27 protein-coding genes are annotated in these 24375 nt (G+C 67.9%); 13 read left to right on the top strand and 14 right to left on the bottom strand.

The genetic code is table 11. The annotated features are described in order from the left end of the window. The first annotated feature begins 11 nt into the window (after positions 1 to 11). From ACZ2G3_RS07490 to ACZ2G3_RS07455, 8 genes are all read left to right on the top strand, one after another. Positions 12 to 248: a hypothetical protein gene (locus ACZ2G3_RS07490; protein WP_470398779.1), complete on the top strand. Its 237-nt coding sequence runs from the start codon at positions 12 to 14 to the stop codon at positions 246 to 248. 86 nt (positions 249 to 334) lie between these two features. Continuing rightward, positions 335 to 1867 (top strand): nucleoside hydrolase, encoded by a 1533-nt coding sequence (locus ACZ2G3_RS07485; protein ID WP_470398778.1) that lies wholly within the window; start codon positions 335 to 337, stop codon positions 1865 to 1867. Beyond that, positions 1867 to 2238 carry a hypothetical protein gene (locus tag ACZ2G3_RS07480; protein WP_470398776.1) on the top strand — a complete coding sequence of 124 codons (372 nt, stop codon included), beginning with the start codon at positions 1867 to 1869 and terminating at the stop codon, positions 2236 to 2238. The genes ACZ2G3_RS07485 and ACZ2G3_RS07480 overlap by 1 nt, the downstream gene beginning before the upstream one ends. Then, the gene (locus ACZ2G3_RS07475; protein WP_470398774.1) at positions 2235 to 2669 is read left to right on the top strand and encodes a hypothetical protein; all 435 of its coding nucleotides are present in this window, start codon (positions 2235 to 2237) and stop codon (positions 2667 to 2669) included. The genes ACZ2G3_RS07480 and ACZ2G3_RS07475 overlap by 4 nt, the downstream gene beginning before the upstream one ends. Beyond that, positions 2656 to 3024, top strand: coding sequence for a hypothetical protein (locus tag ACZ2G3_RS07470; protein ID WP_470398772.1), 369 nt, complete (start codon positions 2656 to 2658; stop codon positions 3022 to 3024). The genes ACZ2G3_RS07475 and ACZ2G3_RS07470 overlap by 14 nt, the downstream gene beginning before the upstream one ends. 331 nt (positions 3025 to 3355) lie before the next feature. Further along, complete coding sequence (locus ACZ2G3_RS07465; RefSeq protein ID WP_470398770.1) at positions 3356 to 4015, top strand: glycoside hydrolase family 108 protein; 660 nt, start codon at positions 3356 to 3358, stop codon at positions 4013 to 4015. Further along, positions 4015 to 4380: a hypothetical protein gene (locus ACZ2G3_RS07460; protein ID WP_470398768.1), complete on the top strand. Its 366-nt coding sequence runs from the start codon at positions 4015 to 4017 to the stop codon at positions 4378 to 4380. Before ACZ2G3_RS07465 ends, ACZ2G3_RS07460 begins: the two co-directional genes overlap by 1 nt. 28 nt (positions 4381 to 4408) lie before the next feature. Next, positions 4409 to 5899: a hypothetical protein gene (locus tag ACZ2G3_RS07455; protein WP_470398766.1), complete on the top strand. Its 1491-nt coding sequence runs from the start codon at positions 4409 to 4411 to the stop codon at positions 5897 to 5899. 37 nt (positions 5900 to 5936) lie between these two features. Here the strand turns inward: ACZ2G3_RS07455 and ACZ2G3_RS07450 are convergent, their stop codons facing one another. From ACZ2G3_RS07450 to ACZ2G3_RS07430, 5 genes are all read right to left on the bottom strand, one after another. Next, positions 5937 to 6179, bottom strand: a complete 243-nt coding sequence (locus ACZ2G3_RS07450; RefSeq protein WP_470398764.1) for a hypothetical protein — start codon at positions 6177 to 6179, stop codon at positions 5937 to 5939. Further along, the gene (locus tag ACZ2G3_RS07445) at positions 6172 to 6471 is read right to left on the bottom strand and encodes a hypothetical protein (RefSeq protein WP_470398763.1); all 300 of its coding nucleotides are present in this window, start codon (positions 6469 to 6471) and stop codon (positions 6172 to 6174) included. The genes ACZ2G3_RS07450 and ACZ2G3_RS07445 overlap by 8 nt, the downstream gene beginning before the upstream one ends. After that, positions 6464 to 6598: a hypothetical protein gene (locus ACZ2G3_RS07440; RefSeq protein WP_470398761.1), complete on the bottom strand. Its 135-nt coding sequence runs from the start codon at positions 6596 to 6598 to the stop codon at positions 6464 to 6466. The genes ACZ2G3_RS07445 and ACZ2G3_RS07440 overlap by 8 nt, the downstream gene beginning before the upstream one ends. Continuing rightward, positions 6591 to 6869, bottom strand: coding sequence for an ETC complex I subunit (locus ACZ2G3_RS07435; RefSeq protein ID WP_470398759.1), 279 nt, complete (start codon positions 6867 to 6869; stop codon positions 6591 to 6593). The genes ACZ2G3_RS07440 and ACZ2G3_RS07435 overlap by 8 nt, the downstream gene beginning before the upstream one ends. A gap of 565 nt (positions 6870 to 7434) precedes the next feature. Next, positions 7435 to 8301, bottom strand: coding sequence for a LysR family transcriptional regulator (locus ACZ2G3_RS07430; RefSeq protein WP_419267688.1), 867 nt, complete (start codon positions 8299 to 8301; stop codon positions 7435 to 7437). A gap of 97 nt (positions 8302 to 8398) precedes the next feature. Between ACZ2G3_RS07430 and ACZ2G3_RS07425 the strand changes: the two genes are divergently transcribed. The 4 genes from ACZ2G3_RS07425 (at position 8399) to ACZ2G3_RS07410 (ending at position 14638) form a co-directional block, all read left to right on the top strand. Beyond that, a complete protein-coding gene (locus ACZ2G3_RS07425; RefSeq protein WP_470398757.1) occupies positions 8399 to 9952 on the top strand; it encodes a proton-conducting transporter transmembrane domain-containing protein in 1554 nt (517 codons plus the stop codon). Between the two features lie 25 nt (positions 9953 to 9977). Then, on the top strand, positions 9978 to 12341 hold the full coding sequence (locus ACZ2G3_RS07420; RefSeq protein ID WP_470398755.1) for a YbcC family protein: 2364 nt from the start codon (positions 9978 to 9980) through the stop codon (positions 12339 to 12341). 163 nt (positions 12342 to 12504) lie between these two features. Next, on the top strand, positions 12505 to 13620 hold the full coding sequence (locus ACZ2G3_RS07415) for an ATP-grasp domain-containing protein (protein WP_470398753.1): 1116 nt from the start codon (positions 12505 to 12507) through the stop codon (positions 13618 to 13620). Positions 13621 to 13699: 79 nt separating this feature from the next. Further along, on the top strand, positions 13700 to 14638 hold the full coding sequence (locus ACZ2G3_RS07410; RefSeq protein ID WP_470398751.1) for an alpha/beta fold hydrolase: 939 nt from the start codon (positions 13700 to 13702) through the stop codon (positions 14636 to 14638). On the opposite strand, the gene ACZ2G3_RS07405 is transcribed toward ACZ2G3_RS07410, so the two are convergent. From ACZ2G3_RS07405 to ACZ2G3_RS07390, 4 genes are all read right to left on the bottom strand, one after another. Then, complete coding sequence (locus ACZ2G3_RS07405; protein ID WP_470398749.1) at positions 14605 to 15183, bottom strand: DedA family protein; 579 nt, start codon at positions 15181 to 15183, stop codon at positions 14605 to 14607. The two genes, ACZ2G3_RS07410 and ACZ2G3_RS07405, sit on opposite strands and share 34 nt — an antisense overlap. Before the next feature lie 65 nt (positions 15184 to 15248). Then, positions 15249 to 15986, bottom strand: a complete 738-nt coding sequence (locus ACZ2G3_RS07400; protein ID WP_470398747.1) for a COG3904 family protein — start codon at positions 15984 to 15986, stop codon at positions 15249 to 15251. A gap of 1 nt (position 15987) precedes the next feature. After that, positions 15988 to 17316, bottom strand: a complete 1329-nt coding sequence (locus ACZ2G3_RS07395) for a hypothetical protein (RefSeq protein ID WP_470398746.1) — start codon at positions 17314 to 17316, stop codon at positions 15988 to 15990. Positions 17317 to 17403: 87 nt separating this feature from the next. Beyond that, positions 17404 to 18231: a Crp/Fnr family transcriptional regulator gene (locus ACZ2G3_RS07390; RefSeq protein WP_470398744.1), complete on the bottom strand. Its 828-nt coding sequence runs from the start codon at positions 18229 to 18231 to the stop codon at positions 17404 to 17406. A 378-nt stretch (positions 18232 to 18609) separates the two neighbouring features. Here ACZ2G3_RS07390 and ACZ2G3_RS07385 point away from each other — a divergent pair, with 378 nt between their 5' ends. Continuing rightward, entirely contained in the window at positions 18610 to 19497 is an 888-nt protein-coding gene (locus tag ACZ2G3_RS07385; RefSeq protein ID WP_470398742.1) for a polyprenyl synthetase family protein, read from the top strand. Between the two features lie 3 nt (positions 19498 to 19500). Here ACZ2G3_RS07385 and ACZ2G3_RS07380 read toward each other — a convergent pair whose 3' ends face one another. From ACZ2G3_RS07380 to ACZ2G3_RS07360, 5 genes are read right to left on the bottom strand one after another with little or no spacing between them, the layout of a single operon-like run. Further along, positions 19501 to 20415 (bottom strand): phytoene/squalene synthase family protein, encoded by a 915-nt coding sequence (locus ACZ2G3_RS07380; protein WP_470398740.1) that lies wholly within the window; start codon positions 20413 to 20415, stop codon positions 19501 to 19503. Next, complete coding sequence (locus ACZ2G3_RS07375) at positions 20412 to 21917, bottom strand: phytoene desaturase (protein WP_470398738.1); 1506 nt, start codon at positions 21915 to 21917, stop codon at positions 20412 to 20414. The genes ACZ2G3_RS07380 and ACZ2G3_RS07375 overlap by 4 nt, the downstream gene beginning before the upstream one ends. Then, positions 21914 to 23080 carry a lycopene beta-cyclase CrtY gene (crtY, locus tag ACZ2G3_RS07370; RefSeq protein ID WP_470398737.1) on the bottom strand — a complete coding sequence of 389 codons (1167 nt, stop codon included), beginning with the start codon at positions 23078 to 23080 and terminating at the stop codon, positions 21914 to 21916. Before crtY ends, ACZ2G3_RS07375 begins: the two co-directional genes overlap by 4 nt. Before the next feature lie 55 nt (positions 23081 to 23135). Beyond that, positions 23136 to 23624 carry a sterol desaturase family protein gene (locus ACZ2G3_RS07365; RefSeq protein ID WP_470398735.1) on the bottom strand — a complete coding sequence of 163 codons (489 nt, stop codon included), beginning with the start codon at positions 23622 to 23624 and terminating at the stop codon, positions 23136 to 23138. Then, on the bottom strand, positions 23621 to 24349 hold the full coding sequence (locus ACZ2G3_RS07360) for a fatty acid desaturase (RefSeq protein ID WP_470398733.1): 729 nt from the start codon (positions 24347 to 24349) through the stop codon (positions 23621 to 23623). The genes ACZ2G3_RS07365 and ACZ2G3_RS07360 overlap by 4 nt, the downstream gene beginning before the upstream one ends. Between the last annotated feature and the right edge of the window lie 26 nt (positions 24350 to 24375).

The following is a 24375-nucleotide window of genomic DNA, read 5'->3' as shown; positions in this document are numbered from 1 at the left end:
CGGAGGCCAAAATGGCAATCTTTGAAGCACAGCCCTACGCAACTCGAACCTCCGTCACGCTGACGACCGATGAAGTCTGGCAGGTGCGCGGCGGGGCCGTCCGCGTCCAGACCGGCACACCGGCAAGCGAGGATGACGGCATCGACATGGCGCTGGCGGGAACGGCGATCAGCTTCAAGTCGGGGGCTTCCGTCACGGCATGGCGCACCGGCGGCGTGGGCGCGCAAGTCGTGCGGATGGCCGTCTGATGAGGTGGCTTCTCCGTGACGGGCCGCTGTGGCGGGGTGGGCTGCGGAACGCACGCAGATTTGTCAATGCGCAGCGCGTCCTGCTGGTGTCTGATTATGCGGGCGACTGCGACGACGCTGCCGCGCTGGCGATTGCCTGCCGTGCCCACCGGGCGGGCGACATCCAGCTTATCGGCGCCGTTGCCTCGTCCACGGTGCCCGGCGCTGGTCCGGCCATTCGCGGCCATCTCGACGCTTATGGCCTGTCCTCGGTCCCGGTCTATGCCTACCAGGGCACGGTCGGGTCCTACAACAACCGGGCCAACGCGGCGGTGCGTGACATCTTCGGCACCAAGGGCCAGACGCGCACGGCATTTACCGACGACGTTACCGGTATGCGGACGCTGCTGGCTGCCGCCCCGGATGCCTCTGTCAAAGTCATTGACGTGGGTGCTCCTATCTCTACGGCCCGCCTGCTGGACAGCGTGGGCGACGGCATCAGCCCACTTAACGGTGTGGATCTGGTCGCGGCCAAGGTCACGGGCCTATGGGCCATGTTCGGGCGCTATGACAGCGCGACGACCGAATACAACGCCACTCGCGACATTCCCTCAACTCAGCGGGTCGCTTCGGGCTGGCCAACGCCGATCTATCTGCACCCGTGGGAAGTCGCAGGCGACGTGTTCACCGGTCCCGCGCCCAATACCCACCCGCTGCGCGATCCGGTCAAGGCATCTTTCGTCAGCTACGAGAACTTCTCGCCGCTGGATAACGGACTTCGGAACAGCTGGGACCCGGCGGCGGTCTATCACGGCATCTACGGCGACAGCGGCATCTTCGGTCGCCGCCACGAAAACGGCAACATTGCTGTGGACGCAACCGGCCTGACGACCTGGGATGCCACGCCCGGCAATCGGCATGTCGTGTCGAAGGTAGCCACGGCAGCCGCAACCGCTGCCGCGCTGCAGGTGCCTATCGACGCCATCGGCATCACCGGCGCGCGGACCATTGACCGTATCTGGGAAATGACAGAAGGCACCGGCAGCACCATCACCGACCGCGCGGGCGCGCATGTCTATACCGGCAACGCTGGCGTGACTTGGCGCACGGCGCCTGTCGGCGTGACGTTCAACGGCACCAGCGGCCAAATGTCCACGATGGGCGGCAATGACTACCTGATTGCGGACATGTATTGGGGGGCGGTTGTCCGGCCCTCTGCCGTAGATGCCGTGCGTCAGATGGGCGTGTATTTCTACACGCAGCCCGACCGGGCCTACATGGTCCGCATCAACGCGGGCGCGCTGGAGTTCGTGACCTTCAGCGGCAACACCGGCGTGACGACGACTGTTCCCGGAGTGACCATCGCTGCGGGCACCTGGTACATGATCGGCGTCCACGCCACCGACACCACCGTTGAGGTCCGACTGAACGGCACGGTGGTTCACACGGCAACGATCACCAAGCGCAACGTCGCGATCCTGCTGAACAACTCGCAGTATCTCGGCTCGCAAGGCGGATCGAACTACTTTGCCGGCGACATGATCGCGCATGTCCACTCGACAGGCGTATCTGCGGCGCAGGCTCTCGAATTGGAAACCGAGATGCGCAACATCGCCTCGGCCAAGGGGGTGACGGTCTGATGATCGGGCTGATCCGCGACATGTTCCGCACCCCCGAGGCGCAGAAAGATCCGCATGTGTGGGCGGCTGTGTTCAGCGGTCACGCCTATATCGCCTTGGGGCCATGGGCGGCACTGGCGATCATCTTCGACCGCTGGACGGCCGCTGTGATCGTCTCTGCGGCCTATCTGATCGTGTGGGAGGGGGCGCAGCTGGCGCTGGCCCCCAAGCGCACCCGCGCGCTGTATTGGGATGCGGTTCTTGATGCAACGGCTGTCGCCTTCGCTTGCGTGGCTGCGGCTCTTTATGGTGACGGCGATCTGATGGCGGCGCTGGCAACGTGGTGCGCCAGCGTAGTCGTCATGGCCGCAGGGGTGAGGAAACGGCAATGAGGTTCTTCACCAACTTTCCGCAGCGCCGGCTGGAATGGGTCTTGGCCATCTATACCGTCCTGTTCGGTGTCCTGCTGGCGCTCCCGACGCAAAGCATGGCCAGCCCCAGCTTCCGAGCGGCGCTATTCGTCATGTCAGAATTTCACTGGGGCGTGCTCTATTGTGTCGTGGGCGTCATCCACAACACCGCGCTTCACATCAACGGCCGCGCGGCATGGACCCCGTTTATCCGGGTCGCCGCCGTCATGCTGAACATGCAGGTTTTTCTGGCCATGAGCCTCTCGCTCGCGCGGGTCAGCATCTGGTCAACCGGAACATTCACCTACGGCTTTATTGCCCTCGGCCTTTGCGGGACCGCGCTTTTCGCCGCTGCCCACGATTGCGGGCGGGAACTGAAAATTTGGCGGGAGCGCAAAAATGCAAAGCGTTAACTGGGTGGAGGTTTGGCAGGCCATTGGCCTGATCTTCGGCACGACAATTCTGGCAATCGCCACCCGGATCGGGGTTAAGAAGTCCGACGGCAAGCCCCCGGCGGATCGGCAGCCTGACCCGCACGAACTGCGGCAGGCGCTGTATGACCTGCACTCGCGCATGGAACAGACCGGCATGGACAAGGCGACGGGCGAAAGCCTCAAGCGGTCCATCGACATCCTGGCCTCGGCACTGGAGCGCAACACCAGCGCCTGCAATGCGATGGGCGAACGGATCGGCGGAATTGTCCATGCCGTGCAGGACTTGGCCAAGGAACTTGAGATCACGTCACGGATGGGCCGCCGTCACGACTGAGGCCCCATGTCATAGGGTTCTGCCATGCTTCATTGGAATGCATCCTGCTGTCTCGGCCTTCTGCTGACGGGCCGATATAAGCCTGTCTGCGCGATAGTGTGGGGGCTGCCTGAGTGCCGCGCCCGCGCTGCCTTCGCTGCCAAGATGAACCGCGTCTTTGCCGAAGATCGGCACTGCGGACGCATGGCGGACATCCACGCCATCGCAAGCCTGCTGCGTGGGCCTCTGACCTAGAATCAAGACCCAATCAAGAACGTAACGCCCTGCATTCGCGGGGCTTTTTCGCATGGAGGCTCCATTGCGTGAGAACCTATCAAGAAGCCTTGCCCTGATGTTCGGGCATGAGGGCGGCTATTCCAACCTTGCCAGCGATAGGGGAGGGCCGACCAAATACGGCGTGACCCATCGCACCCTCGCCGCGCATCGTGGCGTTGCGTCCGTCACGGCAGCCGAGGTCAAGGCGCTGACATTGGCCGAGGCCGAGGCGATCTATCGCAAAAGCTACTGGGGCCAGAGTGGGGGCGACGTGCTGCCGGCGGGTCTGGATTACGCGGCCTTTGACTTCGGCGTAAACTCCGGCCCCTCTCGCGCGGCAAAGGTGCTGCAACAGGTCGTGGGCGTGACGGCTGACGGCAAGATCGGCCCCAACACCCTCGCCGCTGTCATGGCCTACCCTGGCGGCACGGTGAAGCTGATCCGCGACTACTGCGCGGCCCGCATGTCGTTTCTGCGCTCGCTGACGAACCCCCAGACCGGCTTCCCCAAGAACGGGCGAGGCTGGACCATCCGCGTGACCGGCATCGACCCCGAGGGCAAATGGGCAACCGTGCCGGGTGTCGTCGGACATGCCGTGGAAATGGCGCTGGAGCCCGCCAAAACGCCCGCCACAGCCCCTGAAGCCGAACCCGCCATCACCGGCAGCACCGCCGCCATCTTCGCCGCGCTGGCGGCCCTCACGGCTGCAATCGCCGCTTATTTCGGAGCAAACTGATGAACCCCCTCCTGATCTTCAAAACCCTGCGCGACCTGTCCCGCCTGATCGAGCAGGCCAACGCCATTGCAGGCCCCGGCAAGCGGTGGTCGCTTGCGTTCACAAACCGCAGTTTCATCCTCGCATGTGTCGCGGTGGCCGCGCAGGTCGCGCTAGCCTTCGGCGTTCCCCTGCCTCTGCCCGTCGATGTGACTGCCGAGACGGTCTATGCGCTAATCACGCTTGGATCGCTGATCTGGGCGGGCTTTGAGCGGTGGTTTGGCAAAACCCGCACGATCTTCAACCGCAAGCAAGCGCGCAAGGCGATCCAAGAGGCCGACGCGCTGTCGGATGCCCTGCGCAAAGCTGGCGCCCCCGTCAAGTAATCCCCATCCCCGTCCAGAAAGGACCACCATGCCAACCCGTAATGAAATCCTCATGACCCTGGCCGGCCATCTGCGCAGCAGCGCGGCGCTTGTCGAGGAACTGGTCGCGCTGGAGCCCGCAGACCCGGCCCCGGCCGAGCCTGCACCTGTCGATCCCGCGCCCCCGGCCGTGCCTGACGTGCCCATCTGGACGCTCTCGGCCACACCCAAGCTGGACATTCCGGCCGAGGTGATCGTCCCGCCCGGCACGCAGGACATTTACATCCCCGTGGCTGTCGATCAATGCGACTGGCAGTCCTTCATGGCCTTCGCCAACCGGCTGGTGAACGTGAATGGCGGCGGCATCAACGTTGGGAACGGTACGCAGGCCCGCGAGCGGTTCGCCGGTCTGGACGTGGTTTATCACTGGTCGCCCGGCGATGACCCGCTGCACTGGGTCAAGATCAGCCCGCGCAGCAGCTACACCGACGGCCGTGCATTCCGCGTCGGCATCCGCGTGAAGGGCCTGGGCGACAAGCAGAAGGGCGGAACCGTCACCGTGCGCTTTGTCGAGGGGGCCGAGCCGCAGCAGATCACGCAGCCGTTCCACCGCCCGCTGCGCCGACTGGACCTGTCGGGAGCCACGCGGGCCAATGCCTTCGATCCTGCGACCCTGAAATGGTCCCCCACGGGCCGGACGGCTGACGGTCAGCCCTGCTACATGTCGGCGCTGTCGCATGGCCGCGCGCAGGACGGCAACGGCGAGACGGGCCTTTACGTCGATGAAACTGTTCCGGGTGCAGTCAATCCGATCAGCTATGACCCGGCAGAGCGGGCAATCAGGCTGCACTCTCGCGGCTACGCTTCGCCCGTGGCATGGGGAACCAACGCCGACGGCAGCCCGCGCCAGTGGCATTTCCAAGCGGCTGTTCTTCAGGGCCTGCACTTGAATGAAGTCTGCGGCGAGGAAGGCGCCTGGCGGATGGAGGCCAAGATCCCGAACCGGCGCTTTAGCTGGCCAGCGTTCTGGATGGTCAACCGGGTGCAGAACTCGCGCGGCGTTTGGGAAAACCGCTGGCCCGGTGAGATCGACATCCTGGAGAAGTTCAACGGATCGTGGGGTGCGGCCGATACGCCCTACACCAGCAGCTTCGCGCAGCACTACGGCCCGCTTGGGCAATGGCAGAACAAAGCCGGCAAGATGGGCTATGAGTTCGACGTGGATCAATACGGCGCCCCCCGTATCCCGCTGGATGAAGTCTATACGTCCTGGGCCTGCCATGTCCGCTACGATCCGGTGGACACCACCAAGTCGGAAGTGACTTTCTTCGTGAATGATCTGGAAGTGGGTTGCCAAGTGCTACACGCCCGCCACCAAGACCTGACCCGCAAAGTGCAGTTCTATCCGATCTTCAATGTGGCCGTTCGGACCTTGGGCGACTACACGGCGGAACAGTATAACGCCGATCCCCGCACGGGCGACATGTGGGTGCGGGACGTGGGCTACTACCCGACCGGCGCGCGGATGGTCGCGCAGTAACAGCAGGCGGGCGGGGAGATCCTGCCCGCCGCTTCAGTCAATACCGCTGCCAGACGGAACGCAGCGTTGCAATCGCCCCGGATGGCATTGCCAGATCTTCAGGTTCCAGCATCGCAACCCGCCGCGTTCCCTTCATGACGATTGGCGACCCACAGTCCCACACGATCATGCCTTGCTTTAGGTCGCGCACGCAGTCCAGCAGATCAGCCGGGATTTCGCGCGCGTTGCGGTCGGGGTCATATGATGGGATCAGCTTGTCCAGTGCGGTCGCGTCACTCATGTTCCGTCTCCAGCTTGGCAAGGGCAATCCGCGCCGGGTTTGCGTCAAAGTCGCGCTGCCGGTAGCGTTCATGCACTGGATGATCCAGCGGGTATTCCTGACGGCTGTATGCGTCCAGTTCGTCGCGGCATTCCACCAGCGCCGCCACCAGTTCCCGCACTACGTCGTCGTGGTGGTAGCGGACAGACGGCGCTACCTTGCTGCGTATCCAGAAGTTTCCATACGCCGGGTCGTCCTCATGTTCAGGCTGCGCCCAGATAACGCGCGGCATCTTCGGTGCTTCGTCAGTCATTAGCGGTGTCCTTGTGATAGGTGGCTGGGCGCTGGTTAATCACGGCCATCAGGGCGCGCTGCTGAAAGGTCGCCTTGGCGCGGGCTAGGTCGCACAGCACCTCTGCGGCTGTCGGGCGGTCACTCATTCCCATCTCCATCCTTGATCCACCGCGCGAGGTCCCTTTGCTCAACCCGCCTGACGCGCGCCAAGCCATAGTTGATGCCGGGCTTGTGGCGTCTCAGCATCCGCTCATCGTAAAGCCACCCCTGAGCATCTAACCACGCCTCCGCTTCCTCCTTTGTCGGGAATGGCAAGGCTGTCTCGACGCTTTCCATGCGCCCCATGCCGCCGCCGTCAACAGTGCCGATCTCGGCCCACCACTGGATCTGCGCGGTGACGCATTCATACCCACTCATCTGCTTGCCTCCTGATACATTTGCGCCCGAAAGTCATTGCGGATCAATAGGGCGGTTTGCTGGTGTGATACGGCCTAGCCCGTTGATTTCGCGCGGGTGTGGCATTCCTTCCGGGGTCGTCGTGTCGGGCGGGCTATGGGAGCCTGCGGGTCGCGATGGTGGAATACGGCATGAAGCCGACCCGGATCTGTGGGCGGGGCGGGTAGCCCCATCGCTTACCGTCCCATCGCGTTTTTTGCCCGTCACGCCTTCGAACCCAAGCAAGCCATTCGGAAGCAGTAAGCCAATGCCGGTCCATGTCCCACGCAATGCCGGGCATGGTGTCCTTGTGGTGCCGGTCTACCCACGTCGAGGCGCGATATCGCTCAGGTAGTTTCATGTCATGGTCAAAGCGCCGAGCCATCAATTTCCTCCTGATTTTCAGTTTCGCACTTTCATGGCCTGTTCACGCATTGTCTTGCGAAACTTCAGACCCAAGCCGCTGATTTCGCACCGCCTTCGTCACATTTAGGTTCTGGCGCCGCAAGGCGTGGGGGTTCAAGTCCCTCCACCCGCACCACTTTCCTCACTCTCCGGCCAGAAGCTGCGTCAGCAGCGGGTTGGGAAAGCGTCGTTGCAGGGTCACGGCGTAGAACGTCTCGGTGATCTGGTCCAGCCGGGCGGCCTCGACCAGGATGCCGGCATCCAGCTCATCGCGCACAACGATGGGGGGAATCACCGCAAGGCCCGCCCCCTCGCGTGCCAGCAGGCGCAGCATCGCCATATCATCCGCCTCGGCCGCGATGATGGGCGACACGCCAAGCCGCGCAGTCATCGCATCAAAGGCCGCACGCAGCGCCGTTTCCGGCACGGGCAGGATCAGCGGTTCCGTCTGCAGCAGATCGGCCAGCGTGCGCCCCATGCCGCCCGGCAACCCGATCAGGCTGACGGGCTGCTCGGCCAGGCGATGGATCAGCCAGGGGCTGGCGGCATCCCGCGCGGGCGCGAGATTGGTCAGCACCACGTCCAGCGACAGCGCCTCCAGCCCGCGCAGCAATTCGCGCTGCGAACCCGAACGCAGCACCACCTCGACATCCGGACGCCCGATCAGCGGGCGCAGGAAATGCATCTGGAAGTTCCGCGACAGCGTCGCCAGCGCCCCCACCCGCAGCGCGCGCCGGGCGCGGCCGGTCTCGCGCAGGGTGGCGGTCAGGTCCTCCGCCGCGCGAAAGATCGCCTCGGCATGGTCCAGCGCGATCCGGCCCGCCTCGGTCAGGATCAGGCCGCGGCCACGCCGTTCGAACAGGTCATGCCCAAGCGTCGCCTCCAGCGCGCGCAGCTGCGTCGACAGCGCCGATTGGGACAGGTTCAGCTGGCGCGCGGCGCCGGTCAGTGTACCGTCCAGTGCGACGGCCCGAAACAGGCGCAGATGGTGAAGGTTCAAAAGGGCCATCGTTCTACCAGACAGAATGTTTTCACAGAAAATATGTAATTTTCTGAAAGTTCGCCAGCAGCTATCTGCAGCAGGACCGTGTTTCCGGAGCCTGACCATGACCCAGATCCTGCCCCTGCCCTTTTTGGCCCCCGCGCTCTTGCTGGCGGTCGCGCTTGTCGCCTTGGCCTTTCCCCGCCGCGCCGCCATGCCCCGCATGGCCGAAGCCACGACCCTGGCCGCCCTGGCCTTGGCCGGTGCGGGCGTCCTTCAGCTGACCCTGACGGGAACGCAGGTCCTGACGCTGGCACCGGGGGTGACGCTGCGGCTGGATGCGGTCGGCACGACGATGGCGCTGCTGGTGGCCTTTGTGGGCTGGATCGTGGTCCGCTATGCCCGGACCTATCTGGTGGGCGAGGCCGGCGCCGCACGTGGTCACGCGGGCATCCTGGCCTGCCTGGCCGTTGTTCTGCTGCTGGTCCAGTCGGGCGACCTGATCCTGATGACGGTCAGCTTCCTGGCGATCGGCCTGGTGATGCGGCAACTGCTGCTGTTCTATCCCGACCGGCCCGAGGCACGCCGCGCGGCGGCCAAGTTCAGCCGGGTCTGGGGCGCGGGCGACCTGGCGCTGGTCGTGGCGGCGCTGTCGGCCTGGCAGGCCTTCGGCACCACCGATCTGCAGGCCCTGAACGATGCCGCCCGCGCGGTCCCGGTGCTGCCGCTGGCCGCCAAGATCTCCGTCGCCGCCCTGGTGCTGGCGGCGCTGCTGAAGACCGCGTCCTTCCCGCTGCACGGCTGGCTGACCGAGGTGATGGAGGCGCCGACCCCCGTCTCGGCCCTGCTGCATGCGGGCATCATCAACGGCGGCGGGCTGCTGCTGATCCGCACCGCCGACCTGGTGCAGGCCAGCCCCGGCGCCATGGCGGCGCTGGTCATGCTGGGCGGGCTGACGGCGCTGTTCGGCGCGGCGGTCATGCTGACGCAAAGCGCCGTCAAGACCGCGCTTGCCTGGTCCACGATCGCGCAGATGGGCTTCATGCTGCTGCAGTGCGGCCTGGGCCTCTGGGCGCTGGCGCTGCTGCACATCGTGGCGCATTCGCTCTACAAGGCGCATGGCTTCCTGGCCTCGGGCCAGGCGGTGCAGGCGGTGGCGGCGGCGCGGCGGCCGGGTCCGGTCGCGGTGCCCGGCGTGGGCGCGGTGGCGCGGGCCTTTGCGCTGGCGCTGGTCCTCTATGCCGCAGTGGCCTTCGGGTTCTGGGCGATCGGCGGGCCGAAATCGGCGCAGGCGCTGGCGCTTGGGGCGATCTTGATCTTTGGCACCGCCTATCTGGTGGCGCAGGGGCTGGCGGATGCCGCGCCGATGGCGCTGACGCGGCGCACGGCCGTGGCTTCGCTGGCGGCGGGTGTCGGCTACTTCGGGTTTCACCTGCTGGCGGCCCTGCTGTGGGGTCCGCACCTGCCCAAGCCGCCTGTGCCGGGTGCGCTGGAATGGGCGCTGATCGTGCTGGCGCTGACCTCGTTCGGGCTGGTGGCGGTGGCGCAGGCGCTGTTCCCGCTCTGGGCGCATCACCCGGCCTCGGCCGCGCTGCGGGTCCACCTGGCCAACGGCCTTTACCTGAACGCGATCTTCGACCGGCTGATCGGCGGCTTCCGCGCCGTCCGGTCCCACTGATCCCCCCTTGGACCAAGAGGTTCCCATGTTCCTGAACCACGCCTCGATCACCGCCGACCGGGCCGCCGACCTGCTGGATGCCGCAACCGCCGCCGCCCGCGCCGTGCCCCCGGCCTTTCCGCTGTCCGCCACCGTCGCCGTGAACCCCTTTCTGGGCCAGACGGAGGAGGATCTGGCCACCGCCGCCGCGCGCCTGTCGCGGGTCGCAGGCCTGTCGCTGACCCGCCCGCGCGCCGATTTCGCGGCCGAGGTCGCCTCGGGCCGGATCAGCGACGACGACCTGGCCGCTGCCCTGATCGCCAGCACCTCGGCGCTGAAGCCGGTGGACCTGGCCATGCTGAAGGCGCGGCTGGCCTGCCCCGCCGCCACGCCTGCGGCCCTTCCGACGCTGGCTGACCTGGCCGCAGTTGCGACCGGGACCGACTGGCCCGCGATCATCGCCCGCGCGGTCGGGCTGTGGGCCGCCGGCCGGTTCGACCAAGGCCAAGCCCTGTGGACACCCGCCCCGAATCAGGACGCGTTTTCCGCCTGGCGGGAATGGGCGACCCATGACCTGACCCCCGAAATCGCGGGTCTGGCGGGCTTTTGCGCCCATGTCGCCGCCTGCCCCGATACGGCCGAACGGGCGATCCTGCGGGCGGCCGACCGGCTGTCGCTGACGGCCGCCTCGGCCCCCACGGCGTTCCATCGACTGCTGATCGACCTGGGTGGTTGGGCGCAGCACGCACGCTGGCTGTCCTGGCAGGCAGAGCTGGAGGGCGGCGACGACGCCACGCTGACCGACCTCCTGGCCATCCGGCTGATCTGGGACGAGGCGCTGCTGGCGCATCTGCCGCAGCTGGCCCAGCCCTGGGCCGAAGTGGTGGCGCGCCATGCCCTGCCGGTCGAACCATCGGCCGACCAGGTGCTGGACGCCATCCTGCAGGATGCGGCCGAACGCGCGCATCAGCGGCGGCTGGCGGCGCGGTTGGCGGGGCCGCGGTCCCTGCACGGGCGGCCCGCGCTGCAGGCGGCCTTCTGCATCGACGTGCGGTCCGAGACCTTCCGCCGGGCGCTGGAGGATGTCGCCCCCACCGTTGACACCATCGGATTTGCGGGTTTCTTCGGCCTGCCTCTGGCGCATCACCCCCATGCCTCGGACCAGGTCGAGGCGCATCTGCCGGTCCTGCTGCGGCCCGGCCTGCAGGCGACCAGCCAGGGCAGCGCGGCGTCAGAGCAGGATGCCCGGATCTCGGCCAGGGCGGCGCGGGCCTGGGGGCGGTTCCGGCAGGCGGCGGTCTCCTCCTTTGCCTTCGTCGAGGCGGCAGGCCCGATCTATGGCGCCAAGCTGCTGAAGGACGCGCTTGGTCGGGGCCATGGCCCGACGCCCGCGCCCGCACCGCGCCTGGCCGACAGCCTCTCGGCCGAGGCCAAGGGCGAACTGGCGGCCAAAGTGCTGCGGGCGATGGGCCTGACGCAGGGGCATGCCCGGCTGATCCTGCTGGTCGGCCACGGCGCCCATGTGACCAACAACCCGCATGAAAGCGCCTATCACTGCGGCGCCTGCGGGGGCCGGACGGGCGAGGTTTCGGCCCGGGTGCTGGCGGGGCTGCTGAACGACGCCGAGACGCGGGCCGCGCTGCCCGCCCAAGACATCACCCTGCCCGAGGACACGCTGTTCGTGGCGGCGCTGCACGACACCACCACCGACCATGTGACGCTGTACCAGGAGGGCCCGACCCGCGACCATGCGGCCGACCTGGCGCAGGCGCGGACCTGGCTGGACCAGGCCGGTGCCCGCACGCGGGCCGAACGGGCGCCACGGCTGCCGGGTGGCAGCGCCGCCACGTTGGCGGCACGGGCGGCCAACTGGGCCGAGACCCGGCCCGAATGGGGCTTGGCGGGCTGCGCGGCCTTCATCGCCGCGCCGCGCGCCGCGACCCGGGGCGTCGATCTGGGCGGGCGGGCCTTCCTGCACAGCTATGACCGCGACCAAGACCCGGACTTCGGCGTGCTGGAACTGATCCTGACCGCCCCGGTCGTGGTGGCCAGCTGGATCAGCCTGCAATACTATGGCTCGACCGTGGCGCCGCAGGTCTTTGGCGGAGGCAACAAGCTGCTCCACAACGTCACCGGCGGCATCGGCGTGGTCGAGGGCAATGGCGGGCGGCTGCGGCCCGGCCTGCCCTGGCAGGCGGTCCATGACGGCACCCGCCCCAGCCACGAGGCGCTGCGCCTGACCGTGATGATCGACGCCCCGACCGAGGCGATGAGCGACATCCTGGCGCGCCACCCCGGCGTCAGGGCGCTGTTCGACAACGGCTGGCTGCACCTGCTGGCGCTGGAGGGCGGCAAGGTCGCCGCCCGCTATCGCCCGGGTGGCGAATGGCGGGCCGAGACCGCCGCCTGAGGTCCTTGTCCCCGCGCCCGACCGGTGCGGGGGCAGGCCGCCTGACCTTTGTGAACTGGACCTTTCGGGCGAAAGGACCCATGCTGCCCCCTCGCAGGCGTGCTGCGGCCCGACCGGCCGCTGCGTCATGACCCGCCCCGACCGGACCCGAAGACCGCGATCATTGACCTATCCCCTGCACCAACGCCCCACGGACGCCGCGCGCATGCCGCTGCGTCCTTCGCCCGGCCCGCGCTATCCGCGCTTCAAGCGGCGCATCCCCGAGCGGCTGTTCTACCTGCTGCCGGCGCTGATGTGGCTGGGCCTGTCGCTGCGCCACGGCAGCGTCACGTTGCCCACCGCCGCCAACCCCTCGATGGAGGCGGGCGGCCTCTGGGGGGAAAGCAAGTCGCAGGCGCTGGATCTGTTCGGACCCGCGGGACATCGTCGGCTGGCCCCGTTCGCGCGCGTCGAATGCTGCCCCGGCACCGACCGCACCGCCAAGGCGCTGCGTACGATGGAGGCGGCCGAGCTGCGCTTTCCCGTCGTGGGCAAGCCTGATCGCGGCTATCAGGGCTGGGGCGTCCGGGTGCTGAGGACGCCGGCCGACCTGTCGGACTATCTTGCCGTGCAGCCGCCCGGCGCGCTGGTCCTGCTGCAGGCGCTGGTCGACATGCCCGGCGAAGCCGCGATCTTCTATGTCCGCCAGCCGGACGAGGCGCGGGGACGGATCATCTCGATGGCCTTCGTCTATCCGCCGCACGTCATCGGGGACGGCCGCCGCAGCGTGGCGCAGCTGGTCCAGGAGGACAGCATCCTGCGCCCGAACGCCGATCTCTATCGCGACCGCCATCCCGAAAGCTGGAACAGCGTGCCGGCGCGGGATGCCTTCCACAGCCTCACCAATGCCCGCAGCGCCAGGCTGGGCGCGGTCTATCGCGACGCTGCATCCGAAATCACCCCGCAGCTGGAGGCGGAGATCGACCAGATCTCGCGCGAGCTGCCGGACTTTCACTTCGGGCGCTTCGACATCCGCTTTGTCAGCCCGCAGGAGCTGCGCGAGGGGCGCGGATTCCGCATCGTCGAGCTGAACGGCGCCGGGGCCGAGATGCTGCACATCTGGTCGGGCGAAGGCACGCTTGGAGGTGCCTATCGCGCGCTGTGGCGGCAATACCGCCTGCTGTTCGGCATCGGGGCCAAGATGCGGAGGCAGGGCATCCGGCCGGTGGGCCTGCGGGGCATGTTCCGCCTGCAGCGCCGGCAGGAGGCCCTGCGCCGCGTCTATCCGCCCAGTTCATGACGCCTCTTGCGGCCAAGCGGCAGGGGCCTGACATTGCACCGGCGCCCATGGCCAGCGCGCAGTCCAAGGATGCCTGCCGATGATCGCCGACCTTCCCCAATGCCCGCAGCCCGGGCAGATCATCCAGATCCCGGCCGAGGACTCCACCCTGGCCGCCGATGCGCTGGCCTATGTGCTGGAGCCGCTGCAGCCGCTGCGCGAACAGGTGACGGCGATCACTGGGTTGGGGCTGGAATTCGACGATCTGCCGCCCGGAAGCCCCCGCCGTGTGCAGGTCGGGCCTGTCGCGGATGGTCCGCCGCTGTCGGTGCTGGCAGCAGGCCAGCGCGACGGGCAGCGGGTCATCTTTCTGCATGGCAGCCCGGGTCTGGGCGAGGAATGGGCGCGGTTTCTGGCCGATGCGCCGCCGGGGCGGCTGTACCTGGCCCCTGACCGGCCGGGCTTTGGCGGCAGCGGCGACCAGCCCCTGACCGATCTTGAGGCTCAGGCCCGCGCGGTCCTGCCGCTGCTGGGCGCGGCCGGGGGGCCGGGGGCGATCGTGGTGGGCTATTCCTATGGCGGCCCCGTGGCGCTGCGGCTGGCGGCCGATCATCCGGAGCGGGTGGCGGCGCTGCTGCTGGTCGCGCCGGCGGCCGATCCGGCGCTGGAGGAGACGCATCCCCTGCAGCAGGTCGCGGCGACCGATTTCTTTGCCCAGCTGCTGCCGACCGAGCTGACGAATTCCAATGCCGAACTGCTGGCGCTGCGCGAGGACCTGATGCGGCTTGGGCCGGACCTGTCGCGCCTGACGATGCCTGTGACCGTCGTGCAGGGGCTGGCCGATTCGCTGGTGCCGCCGGGCAACACCGATTACCTGCGCAGCCGCCTGTCGGGCCATGCCCGCCTGCGCAGCGTCATGATCGAGGGGGCGGACCATTTTCTGCCCTGGACGCATCACGACCTGCTGGCGGAGGCGCTGGATTGTCTGGCCGAGGGGCCGGGACCTCAGTCCGCGGATGCGTCATCCACTGGAAAATAGCGGCGCGCGGCCCATCGCCCGCCCAGGATGAGCGCCAGAAGCAACAGCCCGACCACCGCCCAGGCCCAGTTGCCCAGCCAGTCCAGCAGGACCACGTTCAGGCCCAGGGCGCCAAAGAACAGCACCACCACATAGACCAGCGCGATCGCCCCGTTGATCGCGGCAAAGCGCCGAAAGCCCACCCCCAGAAAGCCGCTGGCCACGAAGACCGGAAACAGCAGCCACGGGATCAGCCGCGCCAGAAGGCCTGCGGGCACCGCCCCCCGGTGCAGCAGCCGGTGACCGCGCACCAGCTGCGCCGGATCGATCCAGGCCCGGATGCGGCGGCTGCGGCCGGCCAGGGCGCCAAGCGCGTAAAGCGACCAGTCGCTGACCACGATGCCCAGGGCCACCGCCCCCAGGGCCAGGCCCGTGGCCATGTCGCCCGAGGCCACCAGTGCCGCGGCTGCCAGGATCGCCGCCTCCTCCAGCACGAAGGGCGCCAGGAACAGCAGGGCCGCCAGGATCAGCGGGTTGCCCAGATGTTGATCGATCAGGGCTTGCACGCGGCCTCCCTCCTGTTGTCCTGCCGCCCCCGTTGCTATGCAAGGGCGCGTCCCGCCGCAACCGCTCAGCCCTGGGCGGCGGGCGTGGTCAGGCGCAACTCCTCCATCAGCGTGGCGTCGAGGAGGTTGATCTCCTCGGGCGGGGTGCGCAGGGCATGGGTCATCAGCCGCAGATCGACGCCCATCTGCGTCAGGTAATCCATGACCCCCGCCTGCGCCCGCTGCAGGTCGTTGATCGCCATGAAGGCCGGCAGGATGGTGTTCCGGCCAAAGTAATGCTGGTGGACGCCGACGATCCCGCCCGAGGCGACCTTGCGGCTGACGCCCCCCGCCAGCATGTAGGGACAGGCCGAGAGGCAGACCGCCCCCTCGCCCACCTCGGTCGCGTAGCCGGCCGCGCGGATGGTGCGCCCGATGGCCAGCGCGTCCGACACCGAGCCGCCGGAACTGTCCAGCATCACCCGCAGCGCCGCGGGCCGGTTGCGGTCCAGCCAGGTGGCAAAGCGGTCGGCATCACCCGGCGCGATCTGGCCGGTCAGGCGGATCGCCTCCGCGTCGGCCGCGAATTCCAGGGCATCGGCCATCGGACGCATCGCCGGAGCGCCCGGCTGCGCGGGGTCCGCGGGCCGGAGGTCGGGGCGATAGGGGCGCACGCTCGGCCCCTGCGCGGGGGGTGCGAAAAGGCCGGGCGCCGCTGTGCCGGGGCTGCGCAGCAGGTCCAGTCCGACGATGGCCATCGCCAGCAGCACCTGTGACACCAGAACCGCCCGGATCGCCCGCTGCGGGGACGAGAGCCAAGCCATCTCAGGCGCCGCGGCCGTTGGGGGTGCCCTGCGGTTGGGGCGGCGCGGCCGTGCCGGGACCTGCCTTGTCCTGCGGCGTCACAGCGGCCGGGACATGCCTTTGGGCGTTCAGCGCCTCGACCTGCCGCAGGAGGTCCGAGGCCGCCAGGGCGGCGCGCAGTTCCCCCACGGTCATCCGGTCGTCGCTGTGGCCTTCGCCCCGGCCCATGCGGATGGCGGCCTGCACGACCATGATGATGAAGACCAGGACCGCTGGCAGCAGGTCGATGGAAATGGCGCCTGCCCAGGCTGGCACGAAGTTTTCCGCATAGACGATGACGGCGTCGGCCGCCGACATCGGCGTATAAAGCGCGTCGTCGGGCGGGGGCAGCGCCATCACCTCGGCCGCGGCTGTCGCCAGGGTCTGGGCGCGCTGCTCGACCAGGGTCAGGACGGAATTGATGGTGCTGGACTGGCCCGCGCGGGTGGCGGCGGTGGCGCCGTCCAGTTCAGGCAGCACCACGGCATCCGACAGGTCCTGCGCCGCACGGCTGACCAGCGGCGCGGGGTTCAGCTGGCGCAGCTGGGTGATCAGGCCCGCCAGTTCGACCGCGTCCTCGGAAAAGCGCACGGTCCGGTCCTCCAGCCCGCCGGGCGCGACCGAGACGCTGCGCATCCGCGACAGGATGGTGTTGCCCTGGGCGAAGGTCGCCTCGATCGGTGCAGAGACCTCGGCCAACTGATCCTCCAGCGCCTGCAGTTCGGTCCCCTTCTGGGTCAGGACCCGGAAGACCGCGCCGCGCCCCGAAAATCCCGACAGCGTGCCGCCGGCCTCCTGTTCGGACAGGTCCTGAAAGCTCTGGCGCACCCGGGCCACGTCGCGCGACAGGGACTGGCCCGCCACCGCGTTCGAATGCGCCCGTTCCAGCGATGTCTGATAGTTCTGCACGGTGGTCGCCATATGCGTTTCGACCGCCGCGCCCCCGGCCAGTGCGGCCGCGTTCAGCCAAGACGACATGGCGACGATCGCGACCGAGCCGAGTGCCATGGTCAGCAGCAGCCCGACGCGCGAGGCGGCCGAACGCACGGCAGGTAGCAGCCGCAGCAGATAGGACCAGAAGACAAAGATGCCGACCGAGACGGCGATGGAATAGGCCAGCGCCGCGAAGGTCGTCCAGATGCCGGGATCGTCCAGCAGCGTCCGCACCCCCAGGTAGGTGTAGATCCCCGAGGCGGCCGACAGGACCCCAAGCGCGGTGGAGGTGAAGCTGTCCAGCCAGTCCAGGTGCCGCTCCAGCTCGCGGGCATAGCGGTCTCCGGCGCGGTCATGGCTGAGGTTCGGGTCGGACATGCGGTCTCCGGGAGATGAAAGGGCGCCTTCTCAGCCAGATAGGGCACCTGCGCCCGCTTGTTCATCCCCTGCGGCTGCGGATGCGGGTCACGCTTCCGGCATCTGGGGGATCTGCCTTGCGCCTTCCGCCGGGGCGCCGCCGCGGAAACGGGCGACGAAGGGCGAGCCCGAAGGCACCGGGCTGTCGCCGTGGCGGAACTCCACCAGCCTCTGCCGGTCCAGCACGCGGATCGTCCCGCGCCCCATTTCGACAATGCCTTCGGCCCGCATCTGCGACAGGGTGCGGTTGACGGTCTGGCGCGAACAGCCGGCGAAGCCCGCCAGTTCGTTCTGGCTGATCTGCACCTCGGGCGCGTCGGTCGAGGACATCGACAGCAGGTGGACCCGGACCCGTTCGGCCGCGTCATAGAACATCGCAACGGAATGCATGCTGTTGTCGCGGATCATCCTGTTGTGGAAGATGCGGGCCAGGTTGCGCAACAGCAGTTCGGCCGGGATGTGGCGCAGGATCAGCGGCGCGTCGAACAGCAGCAGGAGGGCGCCGGGCTGGCAGGCGCAGCTGGCCGCGCAGGTGAGGCCGGAAAACAACTCGGCCTCTCCCAGTACCTCGCCGGGGCGCGCGAGATGCGCCAGGACGCGGTTGCCGTCCGGATCGGTGAAGGTGACGTCGACCTGGCCCTCCAGGACGATGAAGCCGCAATCCGCAGGTTCCCCCTGGCGCAGGATTTCCTTGCGGCGGCGCATGCGCCGGACCGAGGCATGTGACAAAAAGCCGCTGAGCTGGGCGTCCGAAGCCCCCCGCAGGATATCCGGCTTCAGCGCCTTGACGGCCGAGAGCAACTCGGCCGGGTTGGCGATGCGCTGGCGGACGGCGCTGCCCGTCTGGGCGCAATCGGGTCGGTCTGAAAGATGCACGGCAAATCCGCCTTTTGGGCTCTTGCCGACCATGAATACAGGAAAACCGCAGTCAGTCCAAGCACCTGTGGCGCATCCCCCCCGGCGGATGCAGCACGAGAGCGCAAAAAGGGTAAAACATCACTGGTAAACACGCCCCCGGGCTGCCCCTTCGGTTTAGCATGCCCATATGTCCGGATGTGTCGGCTGCGCGACACGTCACACGGCTTTGTTAAGATGCCGGGGAGTATATCCCGCCCGCCCGTGATAACCTGAAGTCAAGGGCAAGTTCTTCTTCAATTTTCCGAACCGATCGCACATGAATGACGTTGGCGCAGTATGTCGGTCCCGGCCGGTGACCGCGCCAACCCCAGTTGGAACCCGAACGCGCAGGTCCTGATGAGACGAGACGTCAACGCCACCCATCGCGACCTGCTGAACGCCCGGCTTTTCGAGATTTCCGAAGGTTTCGGCGCGGTGTCCGAACCTCTGGGCGCGGCGATGGGCCATGCGGCGCTATCATCGGGCAAACGCTTTCGCGGGACGCTGCTGTTGCTGGCGGCCGAGGCCTCGGGTGGTGTCTGCGAGACGATGGTCGATGCCGCGGCGGCGATCGAGATGGTGCATGCCGCCTCCCTGGTCTTTGACGACCTGCCCTGCATGGACGACGCCAAGCTGCGGCGCGGCAAGCCGGCCACCCATGTCGCGCATGGCGAAAGCCGCGCGGTTTTGGCCGGCATCGCGTTGATCACCGAGGCGATGGCGGTCCTTGCCACGGCCCGCGCCGCCAGCCCCCAGACCCGTGCCAGCCTGGTGCGCATCCTGACCCGCGCCCTGGGGCCGCAGGGGCTGTGCGCGGGCCAGGACCTGGACCTGCATGTCGAAAAGGACCGCGCGGGGATCGAGCGCGAACAGGACCTGAAGACCGGCGTGTTGTTCGTGGCGGGGCTGGAGATGCTGTCCGTCGTCAAGGGTTTCGACGAGGAGGACAAGCTGCAGATGATCGCCTTCGGGCGCCAGTTGGGACGGGTCTTCCAGTCCTATGACGATCTGCTGGACATCATCAGCGATAGCGCCAGCCTGGGCAAGGATGCCGGGCGCGATGTGCAGGCGCCCGGACCCAAGCGCGGCCTGCTGGCAGTGGCGGACATGCAGGGCGCCTCGCTGCATTACAGGGCGAACCGTGCCCAGCTGGACCGGATGCTGCGCAGCCACCGGCTGCAGGCGCCCGAGATCGCGGCCCTGCTGGAACGCGTCCTGCCCTATGGCATCAAGGACAGCGCCTGAGGATCAGGCCGTACGGGGCCGCGTCCACAACCCGTCGCGCGATACCTCGGCCCCCGGCAGCCGCGACCGTCCCAGATCCAGCCCACCCCGCGCCACCAGCGCGATCTTGGCCGGTTTCGACGTGCTGATGCGCCGGCGATAGGCCTGCGGCCCGCCCTTGCGGATGCGCGTGCCGATCGCGTGATAGATGCGCAGCGCCGCGGCGATCGACCAGGCGCATCTGGGCGGCAGCGCCGCAAGCCCCACCCGCGCCGAGGCGTAGTAAGGTTCCGCCGCGTCCAGCAGCCGCAGAATCACGCCGTAAAGTTCCGGCGACGGGATGGTGCCTTCCACCCGCGCGCCGGCCTGCTCCAGCCAGTCCGCCGGCAGATAGCAGCGCCCCACTGCATGATCGTCCATCACGTCACGCGCGATATTGGTCAGCTGGAAGGCCAGGCCCAGGTCGCAGGCGCGATCCAGGACATGCGGATCGCGCACCCCCATGATGCGGGCCATCATCACGCCCACCACACCCGCGACGTGATAGGAATATTCCAGCACGTCATCCACGGTGCGGTACCGCCGCTCTTCGACATCCATCGCGAAACCCTGGACCAGGTCCAGCGGCCAGCGCTGCGGAAAGTCATGGCGCCGCGCCACCGCCCTCAGCGCGGCAAAGGGCGCACTGACCGGGCCGTCGCCCTCCAGTGCCGCCAGGGTTTCGGCCCGCAGCGCCTGCAGGCGGCCGTGGGGATCGGCGATGATCTGCGGGCTGTCGCCCAGTTCCTGCCCGTCGATCAGGTCATCGGCGTGGCGGCACCAGGCATAGAGCATCACCGTATCGTCGCGGATGCCCGGCGGCATGAGGCGTGCGGCGGCGGCGAAGCTTTGCGATCCATTGGCGATCGCCTGCGTCGACGTCTCGACCAGGTCCGTCATGCCCGCGCCCGGTCGGCCAGCATCACCTGCGCCGTAGCCTTGGCCGAGCCGACGACCCCCGGAATGCCCGCGCCGGGATGGGTGCCTGCGCCCACGATGTAGAAATTGCGGATGCTGCGGTCGCGGTTATGGGGGCGGAACCAGGCGGACTGCGCCAGGATCGGCTCGATCGAGAAGGCGCTGCCGTGATGGGCCGACAGTTCCGATTTGAAATCGGCGGGCGTGAAGATGCGCTGCACCGTCAGGTTGCGGCGCAGGTTCGGGATCAGCCTGTCCTCCAGGCTGGCCAGGATGCGGTCGGCATAGGCGGGCCCCTCGGTCGCCCAATCTACGTCGGCGCGCCCCAGATGCGGGACCGGCGCCAGGACGTAATGCGTGGACATCCCCGGCGGCGCCAAGCTGGGGTCAGTGACGCAGGGCGAATGCAGGTAGAGCGAGAAATCCTTGGGCAGCTTCGGCCCCTTGAAGATCTCGTTCACCAATTCCTTGTAGCGCGGGCCGAAAAGGACGCTGTGATGGGCCAGCCCCTCTGGCATCTCGGACAGGCCGAAATGCAGCACGAACAGCGACATGGACCAGCGCTGCTTGCCCAGGATCATCGCCTTGGTCCGGCCGCGCCGGGTCTGGCCCAGCAGGTCGCGATAGGAATGCATCACGTCGCCGTTGCTGGCCACCATTCCGGCGTCCAGCCGCCGCCCGTCGACCAAGGTCACGCCGGTCGTGCGCGCGCCCTCGGTCTCGATCCGCGCGACCTTGGCGTTCAGCATCAGCCTGCCGCCCAAGCGTTCGAACAGCGCGACCATGCCCGCCACCAGCTGGTTGGTGCCGCCCTTGGCGAACCAGACCCCGCCGCGGCGTTCCAGGGCATGGATCAGCGCATAGATCGCGCTGGTCGAGAACGGATTGCCGCCCACCAGCAGCGTGTGGAATGAAAACGCCTGCCGCAGATGCGGGTCCTTGATGAAGCGCGCCACGACGCTGTGGACCGAGCGATAGGCCTCCAGCTTGACCAGCGCGGGCGCCGCGTTCAGCATCTGGCCCATCTTCAGGAAGGGGGTCGTGCCCAGCTTCAGGTAGCCCTCCTGATAGACGGCCTCGGCATAGTCGTGGAACCGCCGGTAGCCCTCCAGGTCGTCGGGGTTGAAGGCCCGGATCTGCTGTTCCAGCTGGTCGCCGTCATTCACATAGTCAAAGCTTTTCCCGTCGCTCCACAGCAGGCGGTAAAAGGGGGACACCGGCAGCAGCGTCACGTCGCGTGCCATGTCCTGCCCCGACAGGGCCCACAGCTCCTTCAGCGCCTCGGGGTCGGTGATGACGGTGGGGCCCGCATCAAAGACATGCCCCTGGTCATGCCAGACATAGGCGCGCCCGCCCGGCTTGTCGCGGGCCTCGACCAGGGTCGTGGCGATGCCTGCCGATTGCAGGCGGATGGCCAGGGCCAGGCCGCCGAAACCGGCCCCGATGACGATGGCAGAGCCTGCGGCGGGGGTCGGGTCGGTCATGCAATCTCCTGCAGCAGGGGGGTTTCGGGCAGGCAGCGCATGGCCTGTCCAAGCGGAATGGGCGGCTTGCCGGTCACGATGCGCAACTGGTCGGCCAGGGTCAGGCGGCCTGCATAGAACCGTTCGATCAGGCCCTCGGGCAGGCGGTAGAAGCGCTGGAGCAGCAGATAGCGCCGTTCAGGCGGGCAGCCGCGGAACAGCATCCGGTTCAGAAGCCGCAGGAAACGGTCCTTGCGCGCCCGCGCCAGGGCGAAATCGCGCAGCGCACTGCGCAGCGCGTCCGTGGCCAGCGCATCCCGCCGGGCCAGGTCGGCGACCAGGTCGGCCACCTGCACCGCATAGGGCAGCGAATAGCCGGTGACCGGGTGGAAGAGGCCCGCCCGCAGGCCCACCGGAACAGGGCCCGTGGCATGGTCGGCCCAGAAGCCCGACGCGTCATGGGCCAGGGCGATGGGCAGGATGCCACGCTCCCTCCGCAACTCGGTACCGGTCCAGCCGCGCTGCCGCGCATAGTCCAGCGAGGCCTGGGCCAGTTCCTCGTCATCCAGATCGGCGCCGTCGCTGTAGCGCGTGTCCTCGATCAGGATGCGGTCGTGGGCGAAGGGCAGCAGATAGATGAAGCGATAGCCGTCCTGCTGGGTCACGGTCGCGTCCATGATCATGGGGCGCTGGACACCATGGGGACGATCGGTGCGGATCTCGACCCCCACGAACTTCTGAAAGCCCACCGCCAGATGCGGCGACGGCTGCGCGCCCCGCGCATCGATGACGCAACCTGCCGCGATCCGGCTGCCATCGGCCAGGGTGGCGCCAGCCTGGCCCAGACCAGCGATGTTGCTGTTCCAGCGGATCCGCGCGCCCGCGGCCTCGACCGCGCCCAACAGCCCCCGCGCGTCGATCGAGCCATAGCCCGCCCGCAGGCGCCGCGCGTGACCCGGAAAGCTGACCTCCTGGTCCGGCCAGGCCCCGCGCCGTATCGGCGCCAGACGGTCCAGCCAATGCGGCGCCAGATCGGTATCATGGCAGGACCAGGTATGCCCGTCCGACGGACCCGCCGCGCGGTCCAGCAGCGTCACCCGCAGATCGGGACGCGCCTGGCGGACAGCCAACGCGATCAGGCCGCCCGAAAGCCCGGCGCCCGCCAGAAGAAGATCATGGTTCATGCAGCCGAACCCGGGTTGGAGAAGGGGGTTCCGCCATGGGAGCTGCGTCCTGCGGTCACGGCCGACGCCCGGTGTCGGGCTTCAGCACGCCAGACTGCTTCAGCCGCTGCTTCAGGTGATCGACCGGGGGCGCATAGATGAAGCCGAAGCTGACACAATGGTCGCGACCCTCGACCGCGTGGTGCAGGCGATGGGCCTGGTAGAGGCGCCTGAAATAGCCCCGCCGCGGGACATAGCGGAAGGGCCAGCGCTGGTGGACCAGCCCGTCATGCAGGATGAAATAGATCGCGCCATAGACGGTCATTCCGACCGCCACCCACCACAGGACCGGCACCCAGAGCGAGCCCACCACGAACAGCCCGCCCGCGATCACCGAAAAGACCAGACCATAGAGGTCGTTTCGCTCGAAGGCGTGGTCATGTTCCTCGTGATGCGACTTGTGCCAGCCCCAGCCCAGGGGGCCATGCATGATCCAGCGATGGACGGAATAGGCCGTCAGTTCCATGGCGGCGACGGTGGCCAGGACGATCAGAAACTGGGTCATGTGCGCTCCTTTCCCCGGCGCGTTGCGGGCAGTCGCCACCAGGGCACGGTGGGGTGCAGGTGGTGTTCGTGGTGATAGCCGCCAAAGTGAAAGCAGGTCAGCAGCGACACGGGATTGCTGACCCGAGAGGACCTGGCATTGTGCCGGTCCGGGAAAGGGTCATCCCCCCTGCGATGCGGCAGCCAAGTCCCGAAGACGAAAAGCTGCATCGAGGCCAGGATCGAGGGCACCGACCAGAAGGCCACATAGGGCCAGCGCGGGCCCAGGATCAGCGCATAAGCCAGAACGGCCAGGCCCAGAACCGTCGCCTCGCGCCAGCCCAGATAGGTGCGGATGAAACCGGCATACCAGCGCAGCGGCCCCCCATGATCGAAATCGGGATCGTCTTCGGTGCCCGCGTGGCGGTGATGGGCCATGTGCTTTACGATCAGCTTGCGCCAGGAGAACCCGGCATAAAGCCACAGCGCCAGTTGCCCCACCGCGGCATTTGCCTGGGGACGCCCCGGCACCACCGCGCCATGCATCGCGTCATGGGCCACGATGAACAGCCCGACCGACAGCCAGGTCAGGCCCAGCAGAAGGACCGCCGCCAGCAGGGGCTGGTCCGGCGCATCCAGAAACCACAGGGCATAGACGTGCAGCGCCAGCCAGGACAGCATGATCAGGGCGGTCAGGATCAGGTTGGTGGCCGTCGTGTCAGCGCGACGGCCGAGTGGTTCGCGCATCTCGGCCCTCCGGCTTGTTCCGTTCC

The organism is Paracoccus sp. KKT209 (assembly GCF_055635455.1).
The sequence above is the reverse complement of the archived record's forward strand: the minus strand, read 5'-3'. Positions and strand labels throughout refer to the sequence as shown.

Excerpts from the sequence above, each read along its gene's own strand:
- ACZ2G3_RS07480 (WP_470398776.1), top strand. The coding sequence starts at position 1,867 with ATGATCGGGCTGATCCGCGACATGTTCCGCACCCCCGAGGCGCAGAAA.
- ACZ2G3_RS07450 (WP_470398764.1), bottom strand. The coding sequence starts at position 6,179 with ATGAGTGACGCGACCGCACTGGACAAGCTGATCCCATCATATGACCCC.
- ACZ2G3_RS07380 (WP_470398740.1), bottom strand. The coding sequence starts at position 20,415 with ATGACGGACCTGGTCGAGACGTCGACGCAGGCGATCGCCAATGGATCG.
- ACZ2G3_RS07385 (WP_470398742.1), top strand. The coding sequence starts at position 18,610 with ATGAGACGAGACGTCAACGCCACCCATCGCGACCTGCTGAACGCCCGG.
- ACZ2G3_RS07410 (WP_470398751.1), top strand. The coding sequence starts at position 13,700 with ATGATCGCCGACCTTCCCCAATGCCCGCAGCCCGGGCAGATCATCCAG.
- ACZ2G3_RS07475 (WP_470398774.1), top strand. The coding sequence starts at position 2,235 with ATGAGGTTCTTCACCAACTTTCCGCAGCGCCGGCTGGAATGGGTCTTG.
- ACZ2G3_RS07395 (WP_470398746.1), bottom strand. The coding sequence starts at position 17,316 with ATGTCCGACCCGAACCTCAGCCATGACCGCGCCGGAGACCGCTATGCC.
- ACZ2G3_RS07470 (WP_470398772.1), top strand. The coding sequence starts at position 2,656 with ATGCAAAGCGTTAACTGGGTGGAGGTTTGGCAGGCCATTGGCCTGATC.
- crtY (WP_470398737.1), bottom strand. The coding sequence starts at position 23,080 with ATGAACCATGATCTTCTTCTGGCGGGCGCCGGGCTTTCGGGCGGCCTG.
- ACZ2G3_RS07400 (WP_470398747.1), bottom strand. The coding sequence starts at position 15,986 with ATGGCTTGGCTCTCGTCCCCGCAGCGGGCGATCCGGGCGGTTCTGGTG.
- ACZ2G3_RS07460 (WP_470398768.1), top strand. The coding sequence starts at position 4,015 with ATGAACCCCCTCCTGATCTTCAAAACCCTGCGCGACCTGTCCCGCCTG.
- ACZ2G3_RS07465 (WP_470398770.1), top strand. The coding sequence starts at position 3,356 with ATGTTCGGGCATGAGGGCGGCTATTCCAACCTTGCCAGCGATAGGGGA.
- ACZ2G3_RS07455 (WP_470398766.1), top strand. The coding sequence starts at position 4,409 with ATGCCAACCCGTAATGAAATCCTCATGACCCTGGCCGGCCATCTGCGC.
- ACZ2G3_RS07420 (WP_470398755.1), top strand. The coding sequence starts at position 9,978 with ATGTTCCTGAACCACGCCTCGATCACCGCCGACCGGGCCGCCGACCTG.
- ACZ2G3_RS07430 (WP_419267688.1), bottom strand. The coding sequence starts at position 8,301 with ATGGCCCTTTTGAACCTTCACCATCTGCGCCTGTTTCGGGCCGTCGCA.
- ACZ2G3_RS07445 (WP_470398763.1), bottom strand. The coding sequence starts at position 6,471 with ATGACTGACGAAGCACCGAAGATGCCGCGCGTTATCTGGGCGCAGCCT.
- ACZ2G3_RS07435 (WP_470398759.1), bottom strand. The coding sequence starts at position 6,869 with ATGAGTGGGTATGAATGCGTCACCGCGCAGATCCAGTGGTGGGCCGAG.
- ACZ2G3_RS07360 (WP_470398733.1), bottom strand. The coding sequence starts at position 24,349 with ATGCGCGAACCACTCGGCCGTCGCGCTGACACGACGGCCACCAACCTG.
- ACZ2G3_RS07490 (WP_470398779.1), top strand. The coding sequence starts at position 12 with ATGGCAATCTTTGAAGCACAGCCCTACGCAACTCGAACCTCCGTCACG.
- ACZ2G3_RS07425 (WP_470398757.1), top strand. The coding sequence starts at position 8,399 with ATGACCCAGATCCTGCCCCTGCCCTTTTTGGCCCCCGCGCTCTTGCTG.
- ACZ2G3_RS07375 (WP_470398738.1), bottom strand. The coding sequence starts at position 21,917 with ATGACCGACCCGACCCCCGCCGCAGGCTCTGCCATCGTCATCGGGGCC.
- ACZ2G3_RS07440 (WP_470398761.1), bottom strand. The coding sequence starts at position 6,598 with ATGAGTGACCGCCCGACAGCCGCAGAGGTGCTGTGCGACCTAGCCCGC.
- ACZ2G3_RS07365 (WP_470398735.1), bottom strand. The coding sequence starts at position 23,624 with ATGACCCAGTTTCTGATCGTCCTGGCCACCGTCGCCGCCATGGAACTG.